This window comes from Streptomyces sp. NPDC058678, from assembly GCF_042714835.1.
Lineage (GTDB): Bacteria > Actinomycetota > Actinomycetes > Streptomycetales > Streptomycetaceae > Streptomyces.
The window spans coordinates 141,232-157,698 of the sequence record NZ_JBHXSG010000009.1; the positions used below are offsets into that span (position 1 = coordinate 141,232).

Consider the following 16,467-nt stretch of genomic DNA (forward strand, 5'->3'; position numbering starts at 1 on the left):
GAAGTGAGCACCCCCGACCTTCCCCTCGCACAGAGCGGCGGCTGCGGCGACGGCTGTGCCTGTGGCGCGGACACCGACGAGGAGTACCTGGAGTGCGGGCTCGATCCCGCGCTCGCACAGCTCCTGGCCGACGCAGGACTCGACCCCGTGGAGGTCGAGGACATCGCCAACGTCGCCATCCAGGAGGACCTCGACCACGGAGTGGACGTGACGACGGTCGCGACCATCCCCGAGGCCGCCGTGGCCACCGCCGACTTCGTCGCGCGCGAGGCGGGCGTCGTCGCGGGCCTGAGGGTCGCCGAAGCGGTCGTCTCGGTCGTCTGCACGGACGAGTTCGAGGTCGAGCGGCACGTGGAGGACGGCGACCGCGTGGAGGCCGGGCAGAAGCTCCTGTCGGTCACCACGCGCACGCGTGACCTGCTCACCGCCGAACGCAGCGCGCTCAACCTCGTGTGCCGCCTGTCGGGCATCGCGACCGCCACGCGCGCGTGGGCGGACCTTCTGGAGGGCACCAAGGCCCGCGTGCGGGACACCCGCAAGACGACGCCGGGGCTGCGCTCCCTGGAGAAGTACGCGGTGCGCTGCGGCGGCGGCGTCAACCACCGCATGTCGCTGTCCGACGCGGCTCTGGTCAAGGACAACCACGTGGTCGCCGCGGGCGGCGTCGCGCAGGCCTTCAAGGCCGTACGGGAAACCTTCCCGGACGTGCCGATCGAGGTCGAGGTCGACACCCTGCACCAGCTGCGCGAGGTCGTGGACGCCGGGGCGGACCTGATTCTGCTGGACAACTTCACGCCGGGGGAGTGCGAGGAGGCGGTGGCCCTCGTCCACGGGCGTGCCGCGCTGGAGGCCTCGGGGCGGCTCACCCTCGATAACGCCAAGTCGTACGCGGACACCGGCGTCGACTACCTCGCCGTGGGGGCCCTGACCCACTCCTCGCCGATCCTGGACATCGGCCTGGACCTGCGCGAGGCGGAGTAGTCGCGATGCTCCTCACGATCGACGTAGGCAACACGCACACGGTTCTGGGTCTGTTCGACGGCGAGGACATCGTCGAGCACTGGCGGATCTCGACGGATGCGCGCCGGACGGCGGACGAGCTGGCGGTCCTCCTCCAGGGCCTGATGGGCATGCACCCCCTCCTCGGAGACGAACTGGGCGACGGCATCGACGGGATCGCGATCTGCGCGACGGTTCCGTCCGTGCTGCACGAGCTGCGCGAGGTGACGCGGCGGTACTACGGCGACGTGCCGGCCGTGCTCGTCGAGCCGGGCGTCAAGACCGGCGTGCCGATCCTGACCGACAACCCCAAAGAGGTCGGCGCGGACCGGATCATCAACGCCGTCGCCGCGGTCGAGCTGTACGGAGGGCCCGCGATCGTCGTGGACTTCGGTACGGCCACGACGTTCGACGCGGTGTCCGCGCGCGGGGAGTACGTCGGCGGTGTCATCGCGCCCGGTATCGAGATCTCGGTCGAGGCGTTGGGGGTCAAGGGGGCCCAGCTCCGGAAGATCGAGGTGGCTCGGCCGCGGAGCGTCATCGGCAAGAACACCGTCGAGGCCATGCAGGCGGGGATCATCTACGGGTTCGCGGGCCAGGTGGACGGAGTGGTGAGCCGTATGGCCCGGGAGCTCGCGGAGGATCCGGAGGAGGTGACGGTGATCGCCACTGGGGGACTGGCGCCGATGGTGCTGGGGGAGTCGTCCGTGATCGACGAGCATGAGCCGTGGCTGACGCTGATCGGGTTGCGCCTGGTGTACGAGCGGAACGTGTCACGCATGTGAGCGGGGCGGCGGGGCGGCGCCGGGTTCCTCGCCCCGCCGCCCCTGCCCGTGCTCGGCCGTGCGGGCCGGAAGCCGGTCGCGTCCGCCCGGGTGGCTCCGTGCGCCACACCCGGCTGACTTATGTCGAGTTTGTCTGATTAGCGCGTATCGTCGCCGCATGCCCACGCCATACGGATCCCGCGGCGGCATGGCGTTCGGTGCGGAGGAGCTGCGTGTGCTCCGCCGCGCTCTCGCCCTCGCCCTGCACCCCACGCCCGCCTCGGCCGAGGACGTTCAGGAATGCCTCCGCCTCGCCGAGTCCCTCGACGAGGCGACGCGCGAGGGCGCCCGGCTGCGTGCCTTCCTGGTGGCCGACCTCGCCCGCTATCGCGCCGCCCTGCCCGGCACCGCCACCGGGTATCTCACCATCCTGGAGGAGGCGCTGAGCGCCGGGTACCGCCCGGAACCCGATGACCTGGCCGCGCTTCGCGCCCTGCGGGGCAACCCGGTCGCGGCCACCCTCCTGCACCGCTGCCAGGGCCTCGCCGAGCAGGACGTACGCGCCCGCCTGGCCCGTCGAGGGGGGCGTACGGCGGTTCGGTCCGCCCCGACGGTGCCCGCCTCCCGTACCCGCCTTCTGGCGCTGCCAGGAGGGCTCTCCACGGCTCCCGAAGGCCCCGCCGCCGGCCGGGATGCCGGCCGTCTCGGTGGCGGGCTCGCCAAGGAACCCGCCCCCGGTCCCGTCAAGAAGCCCGCGGAGAGGCCCGGTGAGCGGCCCGCTCGGCCCGAGCGGCCTGCTCCCAAGCCGGCGGTGCCGGACGCCCCCAAGCCCGCGCGGCCCATTCCCACCCCGGGCGAGGTCTTCCCCCGACGCAAACCGGCGCCACCGCCCGCCGACCCGCAGGAGCGTGCCGCCGGCTGAAGCGTTCCGGCCCGTTTCGCCCCACCCCGGCCCGGCCGTCGTCCGGCCCGTGGCTACTCTGGACGTATGGACTACGTCTCCGCGCTCGTGCCCCCGGTCGTCATGGCCGTGTTCTTCATCGGCTTGATCCGGGTGATCGTGAAGACCCAGGGTGGCGCCAACAAGGCCAAGGAGGACGCGGCCGTGGACGCCGCCCTCGCGCGCGCGGAGGGTGACCGCCAGGCCTCCGCCTCTGCCGGCACCGAGGCCTGAGAGCACCGCTCTCACCGGCGTACGGCTCGTGGATTCCTCGAGCTGTACGCCCTTTTTGTGTTGTTTGTCGATGAAAGCGCACGTCCCCCACGCCAATGCCGGAAACTCCCACTATTGTGCTGAGCTGTGCCTCGCCCATTGGGAGAACTCGAAGACGCGGTCATGACGCGGGTGTGGAAGTGGAACCGCCCGGTCACCGTTCGAGAAGTCCTGGAAGACCTTCAGCAGGAACGGTCCATCGCCTACACCACGGTGATGACCGTTTTGGACAATCTCCATCAGAAGGGCTGGGTGCGCCGTGAGGCGGAAGGCCGGGCCTATCGATATGAGGCGGTCTCCACCCGAGCCGCCTACGCCGCCGCGCTGATGAACGACGCCTGGTCGCAGAGTGACAACCCCGCCGCCGCTCTCGTCGCCTTCTTCGGGATGATGAGCGAGGAACAGCGACTCGCCCTGAGGGACGCCGTCCGGATCGCGCAGGGACCGGAAACGCCCGAAGCCGCTCCGCCGGCCCCCACTGATACCGCCGAGGAGAACCCCGGCTCGGCGGCGGAGGACGACGGGCGATAGCGTCCGCACATGTCAGCAGAGAGCTCAGCGGAGAGTGCCTCCGCGGAGAGTCCCGAAGTCACCGCAAAAGCCATCACCGTCCGGCGGGCCCGCACCGGCGATGTCCAGGCCGTGCGACGACTCCTTGACGCGTACGTCCGCGGCGGCATCCTGCTCGACAAAGCGATGGTCACGCTTTACGAGGACATCCAGGAGTTCTGGGTCGCCGAACGGGACGACAACGCCGAGGTCGTCGGCTGTGGCGCCCTGCACGTGATGTGGGAAGACCTCGCGGAAGTCCGCACTCTTGCCGTGAAGCCCGGACTGAAGGGCGCCGGTGTCGGTCATCAGTTGCTGGAGAAGTTGCTGCACACCGCACGCTGGCTCGGCGTTCGTCGCGTTTTCTGTCTGACCTTCGAAGTGGACTTCTTCGGCAAGCACGGCTTCGTCGAGATCGGTGAGACACCCGTTGACACCGACGTCTACGCGGAGCTACTGCGTTCCTATGACGAAGGCGTGGCGGAGTTCCTCGGTCTCGAACGAGTGAAACCGAACACCTTGGGCAACAGCCGGATGCTTCTGCATCTGTGATCGCCCGGCGGGACAAGGCGCCAAGAGACGACAAGACAAGGGCCCGCAAGGGAGGCCTATTCCGGCTGGACTCGCCCTGCCCAGGTTCCCTATGTCCGAAACGCACATGTTTCCGGACTGGAGCGGGCCCGGCAGTCTCTGCCGGGGGTTTGTGTTTTTCCGGCAAAAGCGGTTTGCTTTCCGACGTACTGCAGTACTGCATATAACAGGGGACGGCGAAACGGCGGACGCCGCGACCCCCGACCCAGAAGTTATGGATGAAAGGAAATCCGGTGGCACAGAAGGTTCAGGTCCTTCTTGTCGATGACATCGACGGCGGCGAGGCGGACGAGACCGTCACGTTCGCGCTGGACGGCAAGACGTACGAGATCGATCTCACGACCGCCAATGCGGACAAGTTGCGCGGCCTTCTCGACCCTTACGTGAAGGGCGGTCGTCGCACCGGAGGCCGTACTTCGGGTGGGCGCGGAAAGGCGCGTGTCGCTTCCGGTGGCAGCCAGGACACCGCGCAGATTCGTGCGTGGGCCAAGGAGAACGGTTACGAGGTCAATGACCGTGGCCGCGTTCCGGCGACCATTCGCAAGGCATACGAGGACGCCAACGGCTGATCGCGGCCCACGGCACTTACCAGCAGGCGAGCTGCCGCGCGCATGCGCGTCGCAGTCGCAGGCGGTGGCACTGCGCTGCCATCGTGTCCACCACTCGTGCGAGATCGGGGGCGTTCCCTCCGCCCCCCACGGCCGACAACGTCGGCAGCGAGGCCTCGACCTCGTACCCGGGCTCGGGGGGCCGCAGCCATACGGCGGCCCCCTGCACGGCTCCTGAGCAGCGCCGGCCCGGCGGCAGCGGCGCGTCCATCACGCCGCCTTCGCCGATCGCCGTGAGGTCGAGCGTCAGCGCTCCCCACTCCAGCCAGTCCAGGACTCCGGGCAGTTCCTCCGCGCTGCCCGCGGCCACCAGCAGCCGCATCCGGTCGCCCTGAAGGGCCACCGGCGAACCCGGCGACAGGTGGCGAAGCGCCGCGTGACCCGCCTCGGCCGGCACGTCGAGCACGTCGAAGCGCAGGCCCACCGAGAGCCGTACCGGCGTCTCTGGCCTCCGTGGCGGACCCCCTGGCGTTCCCGGTGCCTGGTTTCCGGGCGATTCGGGGTGTGCGGGCACTGTCGGCCAACCCAGTTCGTTCTCGTACCACCGGCGGACCTGATCGCTCGAATCGAGCGGCCGCCGGGGACGGGGAACCGAGGTGAGTTCGGTGGGGACCGGAGGGAGGGTGCCAACCATGCCAAGTGCAACCGTCGAAAGAGGCCGCAAGTTACGCTGAGTGTGCTGGGGAATGCGCAGAGTGCCGGAAAATGTGGCGTGCGGGGGCGCTGGGAGGCACAAGGTTGTTCGCCCATAGCGGAGGGAATCATGCCGCGCGGCATGGAGTGCGAGCCCCAGCGGGTAAGACATCCCTAGTGGGAGGGGGCGAGACGGAGGACAGCCCGTCTCACGTTCGCCATCGGCGTACTGATGGTAGGGGTAACTGCTTGGCCTGCGGGAACATCGTCTCGCACCATCAGGTTGGAGCAGATGTCGGCGTTCGGGGTCAGGAGGCCAAGGACGGTGTCGGCAGTTGGAATGAGCGGTCCCCGCTTGCGGGACTAAGCTGCGGAAGGACAGGGAGGGGAAGTTCCCCCCACTGCCTGACCGCTCTGAGGAGCGATTAACGATGTTCGAGAGGTTCACCGACCGCGCGCGGCGGGTTGTCGTCCTGGCTCAGGAAGAAGCCCGGATGCTCAACCACAACTACATCGGCACCGAGCACATCCTCCTGGGCCTGATCCACGAGGGTGAGGGTGTCGCCGCCAAGGCCCTTGAGAGCCTCGGGATTTCGCTCGAGGCGGTCCGCCAGCAGGTGGAGGAGATCATCGGGCAGGGGCAGCAGGCCCCGTCCGGGCACATCCCCTTCACCCCCCGTGCCAAGAAGGTCCTGGAGCTGTCGCTCCGCGAGGCCCTTCAGCTGGGCCACAACTACATCGGCACGGAGCACATCCTGCTCGGCCTGATCCGTGAGGGCGAGGGCGTCGCCGCCCAGGTCCTGGTCAAGCTGGGCGCAGATCTCAACCGGGTGCGGCAGCAGGTCATCCAGCTGCTCTCCGGATACCAGGGCAAGGAGACCGCCACCGCCGGCGGGCCTGCCGAGGGCACCCCCTCGACGTCCCTGGTCCTCGACCAGTTCGGCCGGAACCTCACCCAGGCCGCTCGTGAATCCAAGCTCGACCCGGTCATCGGGCGCGAGAAGGAGATCGAGCGGGTCATGCAGGTGCTGTCCCGCCGTACCAAGAACAACCCGGTCCTGATCGGTGAGCCCGGCGTCGGCAAGACCGCCGTCGTCGAGGGCCTCGCCCAGGCCATCGTCAAGGGTGAGGTGCCCGAGACCCTCAAGGACAAGCACCTCTACACCCTGGACCTCGGCGCGCTGGTCGCCGGCTCCCGCTACCGCGGTGACTTCGAAGAGCGCCTGAAGAAGGTCCTCAAGGAGATCCGCACCCGCGGCGACATCATCCTGTTCATCGACGAGCTGCACACGCTGGTCGGTGCGGGTGCCGCCGAGGGCGCCATCGACGCGGCCTCGATCCTGAAGCCGATGCTGGCCCGCGGTGAACTGCAGACCATCGGTGCGACCACGCTGGACGAGTACCGCAAGCACCTGGAGAAGGACGCAGCCCTCGAGCGCCGCTTCCAGCCCATCCAGGTCGCGGAGCCGTCCCTGCCGCACACCATCGAGATCCTCAAGGGTCTGCGCGACCGGTACGAGGCCCACCACCGGGTCTCGATCACGGACGAGGCGCTGGTCCAGGCCGCCACCCTGGCCGACCGGTACATCTCGGACCGCTTCCTGCCGGACAAGGCGATCGACCTGATCGACGAGGCCGGTTCCCGGATGCGCATCCGCCGCATGACCGCGCCGCCGGACCTGCGCGAGTTCGACGAGAAGATCGCCGGCGTCCGCCGCGACAAGGAGTCCGCGATCGACTCGCAGGACTTCGAGAAGGCCGCCTCCCTGCGCGACAAGGAGAAGCAGCTCCTCGCCGCGAAGGCCAAGCGGGAGAAGGAGTGGAAGGCCGGCGACATGGACGTCGTCGCCGAGGTCGACGGCGAGCTGATCGCCGAGGTCCTCGCGACCGCCACCGGCATCCCGGTCTTCAAGCTGACCGAGGAGGAGTCCTCGCGCCTGCTGCGCATGGAGGACGAGCTCCACAAGCGGGTCATCGGCCAGGTCGACGCCGTCAAGGCGCTGTCGAAGGCGATCCGTCGTACGCGTGCCGGTCTGAAGGACCCGAAGCGTCCCGGTGGCTCGTTCATCTTCGCCGGCCCGTCCGGTGTCGGTAAGACCGAGCTGTCCAAGGCGCTCGCCGAGTTCCTCTTCGGTGACGAGGACGCGCTGATCTCCCTCGACATGTCGGAGTTCAGCGAGAAGCACACGGTGTCGCGTCTCTTCGGTTCGCCCCCCGGATACGTGGGCTACGAAGAGGGCGGCCAGCTGACCGAGAAGGTCCGCCGCAAGCCGTTCTCCGTCGTCCTCTTCGACGAGGTCGAGAAGGCCCACCCGGACATCTTCAACTCGCTGCTGCAGATCCTGGAGGACGGTCGCCTGACCGACTCCCAGGGCCGGGTCGTGGACTTCAAGAACACGGTCATCATCATGACGACCAACCTCGGCACCCGGGACATCTCCAAGGGCTTCAACCTGGGCTTCGCGGCCTCGGGCGACAAGAAGTCCAACTACGAGCGCATGAAGAACAAGGTCTCGGACGAGCTCAAGCAGCACTTCCGCCCCGAGTTCCTCAACCGCGTCGACGACGTGGTCGTCTTCCCGCAGCTGACGCAGGAGGACATCCTGCGGATCGTCGACCTGATGATCGGCAAGGTGGACGAGCGCCTCAAGGACCGGGACATGGGCATCGAGCTCTCCCAGTCCGCCAAGGAGCTGCTGTCCAAGAAGGGTTACGACCCCGTGCTGGGTGCGCGTCCGCTGCGTCGCACCATCCAGCGCGAGATCGAGGACTCGCTCTCCGAGAAGATCCTCTTCGGCGAGCTGCGTCCCGGTCACATCGTGGTCGTGGACACCGAGGGCGAGGGCGAGACCGCGACCTTCACCTTCCGGGGTGAGGAGAAGTCGGCACTGCCGGACGTTCCGCCGATCGAGCAGGCGGCCGGTGGGGCAGGTCCCAACCTGAGCAAGGACGCGTAAGCGTCACGTGCGAGAAGGGGCCGCCCCGGAACTTCGGTTCCGGGGCGGCCCCTTTTTCGGCTGTCAGGACAGCTGACCGTCGTAGTCCGGCAGCTTGTACGTCTTCTCGGCGTGCCCGCCCGACAGGTCGGTGGCGCTGTTGCCGATGTTCGCGATGATCGTGTAGCCCTTGGACTCGATGTCGACGCGCTGGGCGGTCTTGTAGGCGGCGACGTCCTTGAAGAGGTCGGTGAAGCTGCGGACGTAGAGGCCGGAGACCTCGTAGCCGACGTGCTCGAGGTTGTAGTCGGTCACCGAGTAGATGATCCCGGGCCTGGCCGTCACGAAGAACAGGGCGACGCCGTGCTCCTGGGCGTACTCGGCGACGTCGAGGACCGGCTGGTTGGCCGGCTGGGGGTAGCTGAAGCCGAAGTCGGTCTCCAGGGTGGTGTTGTCGATGTCGAAGACGATCGCCTGCTTCTCGCCCGGCTTCGTGTTCGCTATGCGCTGCTTCAGGTAGGGCAGGGCCTGGCCCATCAGGGCCTGGCAGTCCTGCTGCCAGGTCGCGTAGTCGACGTCGGCGGCGGTGGCCGTCGCGGTCGTGGAGGTGCTGCTGGTGGTCGTCGTCGCGGCCTCGGCGGGGACGGCCAGCGCCACGAGGGCGGCTGCGGAGACGGCGGTGACGGCTGCGCGGCGAGCCCAGGGGCGTCGTCGTGTCATGTGGGGGTTCCTCTCACGTCCGGACGTTCTGCAGTTGTCGGGTGCATGCTCTTTGGTACGGGTGGCGCGAGGGGAACCGTAGGGTTACCGAGTGGTAAGTAGCCAGAGACGCGCGTCACATGGGACGGGAATTCAAAGATCGGGTTCTCGCGGGCCCGGTGACATGCCGCACAGGCGATTTGTCCGTTACTACGGGGAATAGTGGAAGTCGTCAGGTAGGCAAAAGGGACTTTTGACTGGAAAGCCCACGGGAATTTGCTGCCATGGGTGGATTCATGACTGATTCATCCTGCATGGGCATTCTGTCAAGAAGCAGACACTTTTAGGGTCGGGTACTACCTTTCGTCGTAGATCACCGTTTTGTGGGTCCGTGGGGCCCCGGGTTACCAAGGGATGACCCACCCGGCAGTTGCCTGCCGCCGGGTGGTCTCTCTGTCCCCGTCCCCATGAGGTTTTCGATGTCCCAGCGTGTCTCGTCCCGTTCTGCCCGTACGTCCGTGCTCCGCACCCGTGCGGCCGTGCTGGCCACCGGCCTTGGAGTGTCGGTCGTACTGGGGGCCGGAGTCGCGGCCGCCGCCGACACCGGCACGGCCACGGTCGCCGCCGCCAAGGCCACCACCAAGTCCGCCGCAGCGAAGGCCCCTTCCTGGGTCGACCCGGTGAAGAAGTACAAGCTGTCCGCGAGCTTCGCCCAGTCCGGCGGCATGTGGCAGTCCACCCACAGCGGGCAGGACTTCGCCGTGGCGACCGGCACCAAGGTCCTCGCCGCGCACGGCGGCACCGTCGTCAAGGCGGGCGGCAACGGCGCGGGCGACGGCCCCGCGTACGGCAACGCCGTCGTCATCAAGCACGGCAACGGGACGTACTCGCAGTACGCCCACCTGTCGCGGATCGACGTGAAGGTCGGCCAGGTCGTCAAGACCGGTCAGCGCATCGCCCTGTCCGGCAGCACCGGCAACTCCAGCGGTCCGCACCTGCACTTCGAGATCCGTACGACCGCGAACTACGGGTCGGCCATCGACCCGGTCGCCTTCCTGCACGCCAAGGGCGTGAAGGTCTGAGAGGGCATCCGCCCTCAACTCCTCCCGGAGGACTTGCCGCTGCCCTGATGGGCCTGGGTCACCAGGCCCGTCGCCACCTCCAGGACCGCCTTGCGCTTGGCCTCCGGGTCGCCTTCGAGGTCCTGGAGGACGAACATCCCGGCGTGCATCGTGAAGATCGCACTGACGCAGCGGACCTGGTCGACCAGGTCCGCCGACGGGTCGATGAGGATGTCGCGCATGCTGAGCATGCGGGTCTTGAAGGTCTCGCCGATGCGCAGTTCGCGTACGGTCGCCTGGTTCTCCTGCATGAAGCGGAACAGGGGCGCGGCGCCGGCCAGGGCGTCGCTGTAGCGCCGTACGATCTCCTGCTTCGTCTCCAGGGTGTGCGGCTGGCCCTTGCCCCACTCGATGAGGTCCTCGATGGGCTTGGCCAGATCCTCGAAGATGCTGACGAGGATCTCTTCCTTGGTCTTGAAGTGGTAGTAGAGCGCTGCCTTGGTGACGTCCAGTTGCTCGGCGATCTCGCGCAGCGAGGTCTTCTCGTAGCCCTGTTCGGCGAAGAGTTCGAGGGCGATGTCCTGGATGCGCTGGCGGGTGTCCCCGCGGCGCCGCTGCCTGGTGCCGTCCATGGTGCCGCCCATCGTCGCACTCCTCGCGCTTTGTCAAAAACTTACTTGACGCCCGGCTAGTTACGGGTCTACTTTCCCGAGTGTAGTCAACTAGCCGGTCGGCAAGTAAGTAGCCGGCCGAGGCAGTACCCAGGGGAGTGGGAAACCGATGGCGGACACGAAGACGGTCGAGACCGAGCCCGAGAAACAACCGAAGAGCGTGCGGGTCGTGCTGCTCGCACTCATGATCACGATGATGCTCGCGATGCTCGACAACATGATCGTGGGCACCGCGATGCCGACGATCGTCGGCGAGCTCGGCGGACTCGAACACCTCTCGTGGGTCGTCACCGCGTACACGCTCGCGACCGCCGCCTCCACCCCGCTGTGGGGCAAGATCGGCGACATGTACGGGCGCAAGGGCGTCTTCATGAGCTCGATCGTGCTCTTCCTCATCGGGTCCGCGCTCAGCGGCATGGCCCAGGACATGGGGCAGCTGATCGGCTTCCGTGCCGTGCAGGGTCTCGGCGCGGGCGGTCTGATGGTCGGTGTCATGGCGATCATCGGTGACCTGATTCCGCCGCGGGAGCGCGGCAAGTACCAGGGCATGATGGCCGGCGTCATGGCGCTCGCGATGATCGGCGGCCCGCTGGTCGGCGGCACCATCACCGACAACTGGGGCTGGCGCTGGTCCTTCTACATCAACCTGCCGCTCGGCGTGGTGGCGCTCGCCGCGATCAGCGTCGTCCTGCAACTGCCGAAGAAGCGGGCGCAGGCGCGGATCGACTACCTGGGCGCCGGGCTGCTGACCGTGGGCATCACCGCCATCGTGCTCGTCACCACCTGGGGCGGTTCGGAGTACGCCTGGACGTCCGCGCGGATCATGGAGCTCATCGGGATAGGCGTCGCCGCCCTCATCGGGTTCGTGTTCTGGCAGACCAAGGCCGCCGAGCCGGTCGTACCGCTGCACATCTTCCGCAGCCTCAACTTCACCCTGATGTCGGTCATCGGCTTCATCACCGGCTTCGTGATGTTCGGCGCGACCCTCTTCCTGCCGCTGTACCAGCAGTCGGTGCAGGGTGCCTCCGCGACCAACTCCGGGCTGCTGCTGCTGCCGATGCTCGGCGCGATGCTCGTCACCTCGATGGTCGCGGGGCGGGTCACCACGAACACCGGCAAGTACAAGGTCTTCCCGATCGTCGGCAGCGTGCTCATGGTCGTCGGGCTGTACCTGCTCTCGCTGATGGACACGGACACCTCGCGGCTCACGTCCGGTGTGTACATGGCCGTCGTCGGTCTCGGCATGGGCTGCCTGATGCAGATCACCATGCTGGTCGCGCAGAACAGCGTGGAGATGAAGGACATGGGCGTCGCGTCCTCGTCGACGACCCTCTTCCGTACGCTCGGCTCCTCGTTCGGCGTCGCGATCATGGGCGCGCTGTTCAACAACCGTGTCCAGGACGTCATGTCCGAGCGGGCCGGTGCGCTGGGCTCCAAGGTGACCGAGCAGTCCGCGCAGTTGGACGCGGCGAGCCTGGCGAAGCTGCCGGAGGCGGTGAGCGACGCGTACAAGCACGCGGTGTCGGCCGGCACGCACTCGGCGTTCCTGCTGGGGGCCGTGGTGGCGTTGGTCGCGATGGTGGGGTCGTGGTTCGTGAAGGAGGTTCCGCTGAAGGGCGCGGGGCCGCAGAAGGGTTCGGCCGAGGAGACCGCGGCGCAGCCGCCGGTCGTCGAGATCGTCTGACCCGTACCTGAAGCGAGGGCCTCCCGGCGGTGTCCGCCCCGGGGGCCCTTTCTTCGTGCGCGCGTGCCGGCCCCGTTGTCAGTGCCCCGTGCCACCATCAGCCGTATGGACAGGACTCGGCGGGTGCGGCTGGCCAAGGACGCCATGGACCGTGACTGGGCCGACCCGGAGCTCGACCTGGACGCGGTGGCCGCCCACGCGGGGTACTCGCGGTATCACTTCCTCCGGGCCTTCAAGGAGGCGTACGGCGAGACGCCCGGCCAGTATCTGACGCACCGCCGCATCGACCGCGCCGAGGACCTGCTGCGCACCGCCGACCTCACGGTGACGGAGGTCTGCCACCTCGTCGGCTTCAGCAGTCTCGGCACCTTCTCGGCCCGCTTCAAGGCCTGGACCGGGCTGACCCCCACCGAGTACCGCAAGAAGCACGTGGGCCGCGGCGCGGCTCTCATACCGGGCTGCTACGCCATGCTCTGGGCCGGAGGCTTCAGATCGGCCCCCGGCAGGACAGAGCGCAATTCTGGAGAAGCGGACTGAGAGCGCCGGTGCCTACGGTGACGGGGCAGGGCACCGCCACGGCAGGAGGAGCACATCATGATCAAGGGTCTCGCCATCTCGACCGTCTGGGTCCTCGACCAGGACCGGGCCAAGGAGTTCTACACGGAGAAGCTGGGCCTGGAGGTCCGTACGGACATGACGATGGGTGAGGGCGGCATGCGCTGGCTCACCGTCGGCTCCCCGAACCAGCCGGACGTCGAACTGACCCTGATGGTCCCGGGCGGGGGCGCGATGGACCCCGAGTCCGCCGAGATGATCAAGAAGCTGGTGGCCAAGGGGGCGCTCGGCGCGGGCGTGCTGACCACCGACGACATCCACGGCGACTACCAGAAGCTCAAGGACAGCGGCGTGGAGTTCCTGCAGGAGCCGCAGGAGCGCCCGTACGGCACCGAGGCCCTCTTCCGGGACGACTCCGGAAACTGGTTCTCCTTCACCCAGCCTCGTGAAGGCGGCCTCGACACCGACAAGGACTGGTCGTGTTAGCTCACTTTCCCGGTGCTTTCCCCGGCGCCTTCCCCGATACCGGCATCATCGGATAGCTCCCCGTGGCCGTCGGCGCGTGCTCCGGCAGCCACAGCACCGCCACCGCCCCCTCCGCCGGTACCTCCTCCGGCGCGCCCGCCGGCCGTACGTTGCGGAAGGTCAGGCGGGCGCCGAGCACCCGTGCCTGCCCGGCCGCGATGGTCAGGCCCAGGCCGTGGCCGTGGCCGGCCCGGTCGGCGCTGCCGGTGCGGAAGCGGCTCGGGCCGTCGGCCAGGAGGTCCTCGGGGAAGCCGGGGCCGTGGTCGCGGACCCGGATGACCCGGCCCTCGACGGTGACCTCGATCGGCGGTTTCCCGTGCCGGGCGGCGTTGGCGAGCAGGTTGAACAGCACGCGCTCCAGGCGTCGCGGGTCGGTCGTGACCTCGGACTCGTGCACCACCCGGACCTCGATCGCGGGGTCCTTCGCCGCCACCCGCCGGCTGACGAACTCGCCCAGCATGATGTCCTGCAGCTCGGCCCGTTCGGAGGCCCCGTCGAGGCGGGCCACCTCCAGCACGTCCTCGACGAGCGTGCGCATGGCCTTGGCCCGGTCGAGGACCAGTTCCGTGGGGCGGCCCGGCGGCAGCAGTTCGGCGGCCGTCAGCAGCCCGGTCACCGGTGTGCGCAGTTCGTGCGCGATGTCCGCGGTGACCCGGCGCTCCGCCTCCAGCCGCTGCTGCAACGCGTCCGCCATCGCGTCCACCGCGCTCGCCAGATCGTCGGTCTCGTCCCGTACGACCCCGCCGATGGCGTCCCGCACCCGCACGTTCGACTCGCCGCCCGCGACCTGGTTCGCCGCGGCGGCCGCCTTGCGCAGCCGGCGCGACAGCTGCCCGCCGATGAGCACGCCGAGCGCGCTGCCGCCGAGGACGACCGCGATGGAGCCGATCACCAGGGCCTGGTCGAGGTCGTTGAGGATGTCCGTACTGCGGTCGGTGAAGCCGGTGTGCAGCGACAGCACGTGGCCGCCCTTGACCGGCACGGCGGCCCATATGTCCGGCACCCCGTCCGGCCGGTCGGAGACGTAGGTGGCCCGGCGTCCCTGCTCGACCTTCTGCCGCAGTGCCGACGGCAGCTCAGGGTCGTCGATCTTGATGTTGGGAAAGTTCGGCCGCTGGGCCACCTCGTAGTTGCGCTGTGCGATCTGGACGCGCTCGTCGGCGAGATCACGGGCGTTGTCCAGCATGGAGACCCGGGCCGCGTTGTGCACGACGAGGCTGAGCGTGATCGCCACCAGCGCGCCGACCAGCGCGATGGCCGCGCTCAGCTTCCATCTGAGTCCCGTACGCATGCCCGGCAGTCCCGTACGCACGCCCGGCAGGACCGTGCGCATGCCCGGCAAGCCTGCACGCATGCCCGGCAGGCCCGTGCGCGTGACCGGAAGCCCGGCACGAGCGCCCGCCCCCGTGCGTACGCCCGCGCGCTCCGGGACCGGGCGCCGAAGGTTCCCCCGCATAACCCGCTACCCCTACCCCTGCTCAGGCCTTCAACTTGTAGCCGAAGCCGCGGACCGTCTCGATCCGGTCCTGGCCGATCTTCGTGCGCAGTCGCTGCACATGGACGTCGACGACCCGGGTGTCACCGCCCCAGCCGTAGTCCCACACGCGCTCCAGAAGTTTGTCGCGCGAGAGCACCGTGCCCGGCGCGGAGGAGAACTCGAGGAGCAGCCGCATCTCGGTGGGGGTGAGCGCCACCGGCTCTCCGGCGCGGCGCACCTCCATGCCCTCGGTGTCGATCTCCAGTTCGCCGAAGGTCAGCAGGCCGCCGCCGGCAGCCGGGTCCGCGGAGCCGTTCGTACGGTCGCCGCCGCCGGCGTGCCCGAAACGGCGCAGCACCGCACGGATCCGGGCGACCAGGACCGCGCCGTCGAAGGGCTTGGTGACGTAGTCGTCGGCACCCGCCTCCAGGCCCAGTACGACGTCGATCGAGTCGGCGCGCGCGGACAGCATGATCACCGGGACGGTCGACTCGTCACGGATCCGTCGGCACAGGCTGACCCCGTCGAGCCCCGGGACCATGACGTCCAGCAGGGCGATGTCGGGGCGGTCCGTGCGGAACGCCTCCAGGCCCGACAGCCCGTCGGGCATGGCCGTGACCGCGAAGCCGTCCCGCTCCAGGGCGAGCTGGGTGGCCTCGCGGATGACGTCGTCGTCCTCGACGAACAGAACGTGGGTCTGGTCTGCCATCCCGTTGCTCTCTGCTCTCGGTCCTTGTGTCGTGCCGTCACCAGGTGATCGGTTCAGGGGCCCCGATCGGTTCACGACGACGTGGGTCGGTTGTGACGCGGGTCAGTTGTCCGGAAGCGGGGTGGGTTCGCCGCCCACGGCCTTGCTGTACTCCGTGCGCGTGCTGTACTTCCGCACGAAACGGTCCGCGGTCCAGAGGTACGTGGTGACCTCCTCGGCGGACGGACTCGACAGCGGGTCGCCCTTCTCGTACACCTGCCTGGTCACGACCAGGGCGCCGCGGTCGATCTCCGCGTAGAGCGGGGGCTCCTCGGCCTTGAAGACATTCTGGTACGAACTGCCCTCTTCGCGATAGACGTACGAGCCGATGCCGACCGCGTCACCGCAGGTCAGCACATTCACCACGACGTCGTCCGACGAGGCGCCGGTCAGGTCGCCGTACGACACGTCGACCGGGTACTCGTCGCCCGCGCACGGCTTCAGCTCGCGTTTGACCTCCGCGGAGACCGTCGGATCGTCCTTGACGAGCCGCACCGCGTCCACGCGCGCGGCCGTCGTGGAGACGGCGGGCGAGGGCGAGGCCGCGCCGGCCACCGAGTCGCTGCGGGCCGGCCCCTCGTCACGGGCGCCGGTGCCGCCGGTGCCGCAGGCGGACACGAAAAGGGTGAGGGCGGCGAGCACGGCCACAGCCGTGATCACCGCCTGAAGGGTCCCCCGGCCGGGTGGCACCAGCTCGGGCCGGGGGGTCCCACTGCCGCCGGAACCCTCATCCGTCTCCCGCCCGATGCCACCG

The 16,467-nt window shown here is 68.7% G+C and carries 18 protein-coding genes; 12 read left to right on the forward strand and 6 right to left on the reverse strand.

Features of this window, described 5'->3' with window-relative positions:
* Positions 1–3: 3 nt before the first annotated feature.
* From nadC to ACFWWR_RS12015, 7 genes are all read left to right on the forward strand, one after another.
* Positions 4–981, forward strand: coding sequence for a carboxylating nicotinate-nucleotide diphosphorylase (gene nadC, locus ACFWWR_RS11985; RefSeq protein WP_383864467.1), 978 nt, complete (start codon positions 4–6; stop codon positions 979–981).
* Between the two features lie 5 nt (positions 982–986).
* Entirely contained in the window at positions 987–1,784 is a 798-nt protein-coding gene (locus ACFWWR_RS11990) for a type III pantothenate kinase (RefSeq protein WP_383864464.1), read from the forward strand.
* A 187-nt stretch (positions 1,785–1,971) separates the two neighbouring features.
* Positions 1,972–2,685, forward strand: a complete 714-nt coding sequence (locus tag ACFWWR_RS11995; RefSeq protein WP_384303100.1) for a hypothetical protein — start codon at positions 1,972–1,974, stop codon at positions 2,683–2,685.
* A 66-nt stretch (positions 2,686–2,751) separates the two neighbouring features.
* Positions 2,752–2,937: a hypothetical protein gene (locus ACFWWR_RS12000; protein ID WP_383864461.1), complete on the forward strand. Its 186-nt coding sequence runs from the start codon at positions 2,752–2,754 to the stop codon at positions 2,935–2,937.
* Between the two features lie 162 nt (positions 2,938–3,099).
* Positions 3,100–3,507 carry a BlaI/MecI/CopY family transcriptional regulator gene (locus tag ACFWWR_RS12005; protein WP_383864458.1) on the forward strand — a complete coding sequence of 136 codons (408 nt, stop codon included), beginning with the start codon at positions 3,100–3,102 and terminating at the stop codon, positions 3,505–3,507.
* Between the two features lie 9 nt (positions 3,508–3,516).
* On the forward strand, positions 3,517–4,077 hold the full coding sequence (locus tag ACFWWR_RS12010) for an amino-acid N-acetyltransferase (protein WP_217235025.1): 561 nt from the start codon (positions 3,517–3,519) through the stop codon (positions 4,075–4,077).
* A gap of 272 nt (positions 4,078–4,349) precedes the next feature.
* Positions 4,350–4,685: an Lsr2 family protein gene (locus ACFWWR_RS12015; protein WP_383864455.1), complete on the forward strand. Its 336-nt coding sequence runs from the start codon at positions 4,350–4,352 to the stop codon at positions 4,683–4,685.
* Between the two features lie 16 nt (positions 4,686–4,701).
* On the opposite strand, the gene ACFWWR_RS12020 is transcribed toward ACFWWR_RS12015, so the two are convergent.
* A complete protein-coding gene (locus tag ACFWWR_RS12020) occupies positions 4,702–5,358 on the reverse strand; it encodes an SCO3374 family protein (protein ID WP_384303084.1) in 657 nt (218 codons plus the stop codon).
* 430 nt (positions 5,359–5,788) lie between these two features.
* On the opposite strand from ACFWWR_RS12020, the gene ACFWWR_RS12025 reads away from it, so the two are divergent.
* A complete protein-coding gene (locus ACFWWR_RS12025; RefSeq protein ID WP_383864448.1) occupies positions 5,789–8,314 on the forward strand; it encodes an ATP-dependent Clp protease ATP-binding subunit in 2,526 nt (841 codons plus the stop codon).
* Positions 8,315–8,377: 63 nt separating this feature from the next.
* Here the strand turns inward: ACFWWR_RS12025 and ACFWWR_RS12030 are convergent, their stop codons facing one another.
* Entirely contained in the window at positions 8,378–9,013 is a 636-nt protein-coding gene (locus ACFWWR_RS12030; RefSeq protein ID WP_383864446.1) for an HAD family acid phosphatase, read from the reverse strand.
* Positions 9,014–9,471: 458 nt separating this feature from the next.
* Between ACFWWR_RS12030 and ACFWWR_RS12035 the strand changes: the two genes are divergently transcribed.
* Positions 9,472–10,074 (forward strand): M23 family metallopeptidase, encoded by a 603-nt coding sequence (locus ACFWWR_RS12035; RefSeq protein WP_383864443.1) that lies wholly within the window; start codon positions 9,472–9,474, stop codon positions 10,072–10,074.
* 14 nt (positions 10,075–10,088) lie between these two features.
* Here ACFWWR_RS12035 and ACFWWR_RS12040 read toward each other — a convergent pair whose 3' ends face one another.
* Positions 10,089–10,697: a TetR/AcrR family transcriptional regulator gene (locus tag ACFWWR_RS12040; protein ID WP_383864441.1), complete on the reverse strand. Its 609-nt coding sequence runs from the start codon at positions 10,695–10,697 to the stop codon at positions 10,089–10,091.
* A 136-nt stretch (positions 10,698–10,833) separates the two neighbouring features.
* Here ACFWWR_RS12040 and ACFWWR_RS12045 point away from each other — a divergent pair, with 136 nt between their 5' ends.
* From ACFWWR_RS12045 to ACFWWR_RS12055, 3 genes are all read left to right on the forward strand, one after another.
* Positions 10,834–12,408: an MDR family MFS transporter gene (locus ACFWWR_RS12045; protein WP_383864438.1), complete on the forward strand. Its 1,575-nt coding sequence runs from the start codon at positions 10,834–10,836 to the stop codon at positions 12,406–12,408.
* Between the two features lie 105 nt (positions 12,409–12,513).
* On the forward strand, positions 12,514–12,945 hold the full coding sequence (locus tag ACFWWR_RS12050) for a helix-turn-helix transcriptional regulator (RefSeq protein ID WP_384303086.1): 432 nt from the start codon (positions 12,514–12,516) through the stop codon (positions 12,943–12,945).
* Between the two features lie 57 nt (positions 12,946–13,002).
* Positions 13,003–13,449, forward strand: a complete 447-nt coding sequence (locus ACFWWR_RS12055) for a VOC family protein (RefSeq protein WP_383864433.1) — start codon at positions 13,003–13,005, stop codon at positions 13,447–13,449.
* 1 nt (position 13,450) lies between these two features.
* On the opposite strand, the gene cseC is transcribed toward ACFWWR_RS12055, so the two are convergent.
* The 3 genes from cseC to ACFWWR_RS12070 all read right to left on the reverse strand — a co-directional run bounded on the left by cseC (position 13,451) and on the right by ACFWWR_RS12070 (position 16,373).
* Positions 13,451–14,821 carry a two-component system sensor histidine kinase CseC gene (gene cseC, locus ACFWWR_RS12060; protein WP_383864430.1) on the reverse strand — a complete coding sequence of 457 codons (1,371 nt, stop codon included), beginning with the start codon at positions 14,819–14,821 and terminating at the stop codon, positions 13,451–13,453.
* 145 nt (positions 14,822–14,966) lie between these two features.
* A complete protein-coding gene (gene cseB, locus ACFWWR_RS12065; protein WP_383864427.1) occupies positions 14,967–15,674 on the reverse strand; it encodes a two-component system response regulator CseB in 708 nt (235 codons plus the stop codon).
* A gap of 102 nt (positions 15,675–15,776) precedes the next feature.
* Complete coding sequence (locus ACFWWR_RS12070) at positions 15,777–16,373, reverse strand: hypothetical protein (RefSeq protein WP_383864424.1); 597 nt, start codon at positions 16,371–16,373, stop codon at positions 15,777–15,779.
* Positions 16,374–16,467: the final 94 nt, after the last annotated feature.

Coding starts and splice junctions, on each gene's coding strand:
- ACFWWR_RS11990 (WP_383864464.1), top strand. CDS start 987: ATGCTCCTCACGATCGACGTAGGCAACACGCACACGGTTCTGGGTCTG.
- ACFWWR_RS11995 (WP_384303100.1), top strand. CDS start 1,972: ATGGCGTTCGGTGCGGAGGAGCTGCGTGTGCTCCGCCGCGCTCTCGCC.
- ACFWWR_RS12000 (WP_383864461.1), top strand. CDS start 2,752: ATGGACTACGTCTCCGCGCTCGTGCCCCCGGTCGTCATGGCCGTGTTC.
- ACFWWR_RS12005 (WP_383864458.1), top strand. CDS start 3,100: ATGACGCGGGTGTGGAAGTGGAACCGCCCGGTCACCGTTCGAGAAGTC.
- ACFWWR_RS12010 (WP_217235025.1), top strand. CDS start 3,517: ATGTCAGCAGAGAGCTCAGCGGAGAGTGCCTCCGCGGAGAGTCCCGAA.
- ACFWWR_RS12020 (WP_384303084.1), bottom strand. CDS start 5,358: ATGGTTGGCACCCTCCCTCCGGTCCCCACCGAACTCACCTCGGTTCCC.
- ACFWWR_RS12025 (WP_383864448.1), top strand. CDS start 5,789: ATGTTCGAGAGGTTCACCGACCGCGCGCGGCGGGTTGTCGTCCTGGCT.
- ACFWWR_RS12030 (WP_383864446.1), bottom strand. CDS start 9,013: ATGACACGACGACGCCCCTGGGCTCGCCGCGCAGCCGTCACCGCCGTC.
- ACFWWR_RS12035 (WP_383864443.1), top strand. CDS start 9,472: ATGTCCCAGCGTGTCTCGTCCCGTTCTGCCCGTACGTCCGTGCTCCGC.
- ACFWWR_RS12040 (WP_383864441.1), bottom strand. CDS start 10,697: ATGGGCGGCACCATGGACGGCACCAGGCAGCGGCGCCGCGGGGACACC.
- ACFWWR_RS12045 (WP_383864438.1), top strand. CDS start 10,834: ATGGCGGACACGAAGACGGTCGAGACCGAGCCCGAGAAACAACCGAAG.
- ACFWWR_RS12050 (WP_384303086.1), top strand. CDS start 12,514: ATGGACAGGACTCGGCGGGTGCGGCTGGCCAAGGACGCCATGGACCGT.
- ACFWWR_RS12055 (WP_383864433.1), top strand. CDS start 13,003: ATGATCAAGGGTCTCGCCATCTCGACCGTCTGGGTCCTCGACCAGGAC.
- cseC (WP_383864430.1), bottom strand. CDS start 14,821: ATGCGCACGGTCCTGCCGGGCGTGCGTACGGGACTGCCGGGCATGCGT.
- cseB (WP_383864427.1), bottom strand. CDS start 15,674: ATGGCAGACCAGACCCACGTTCTGTTCGTCGAGGACGACGACGTCATC.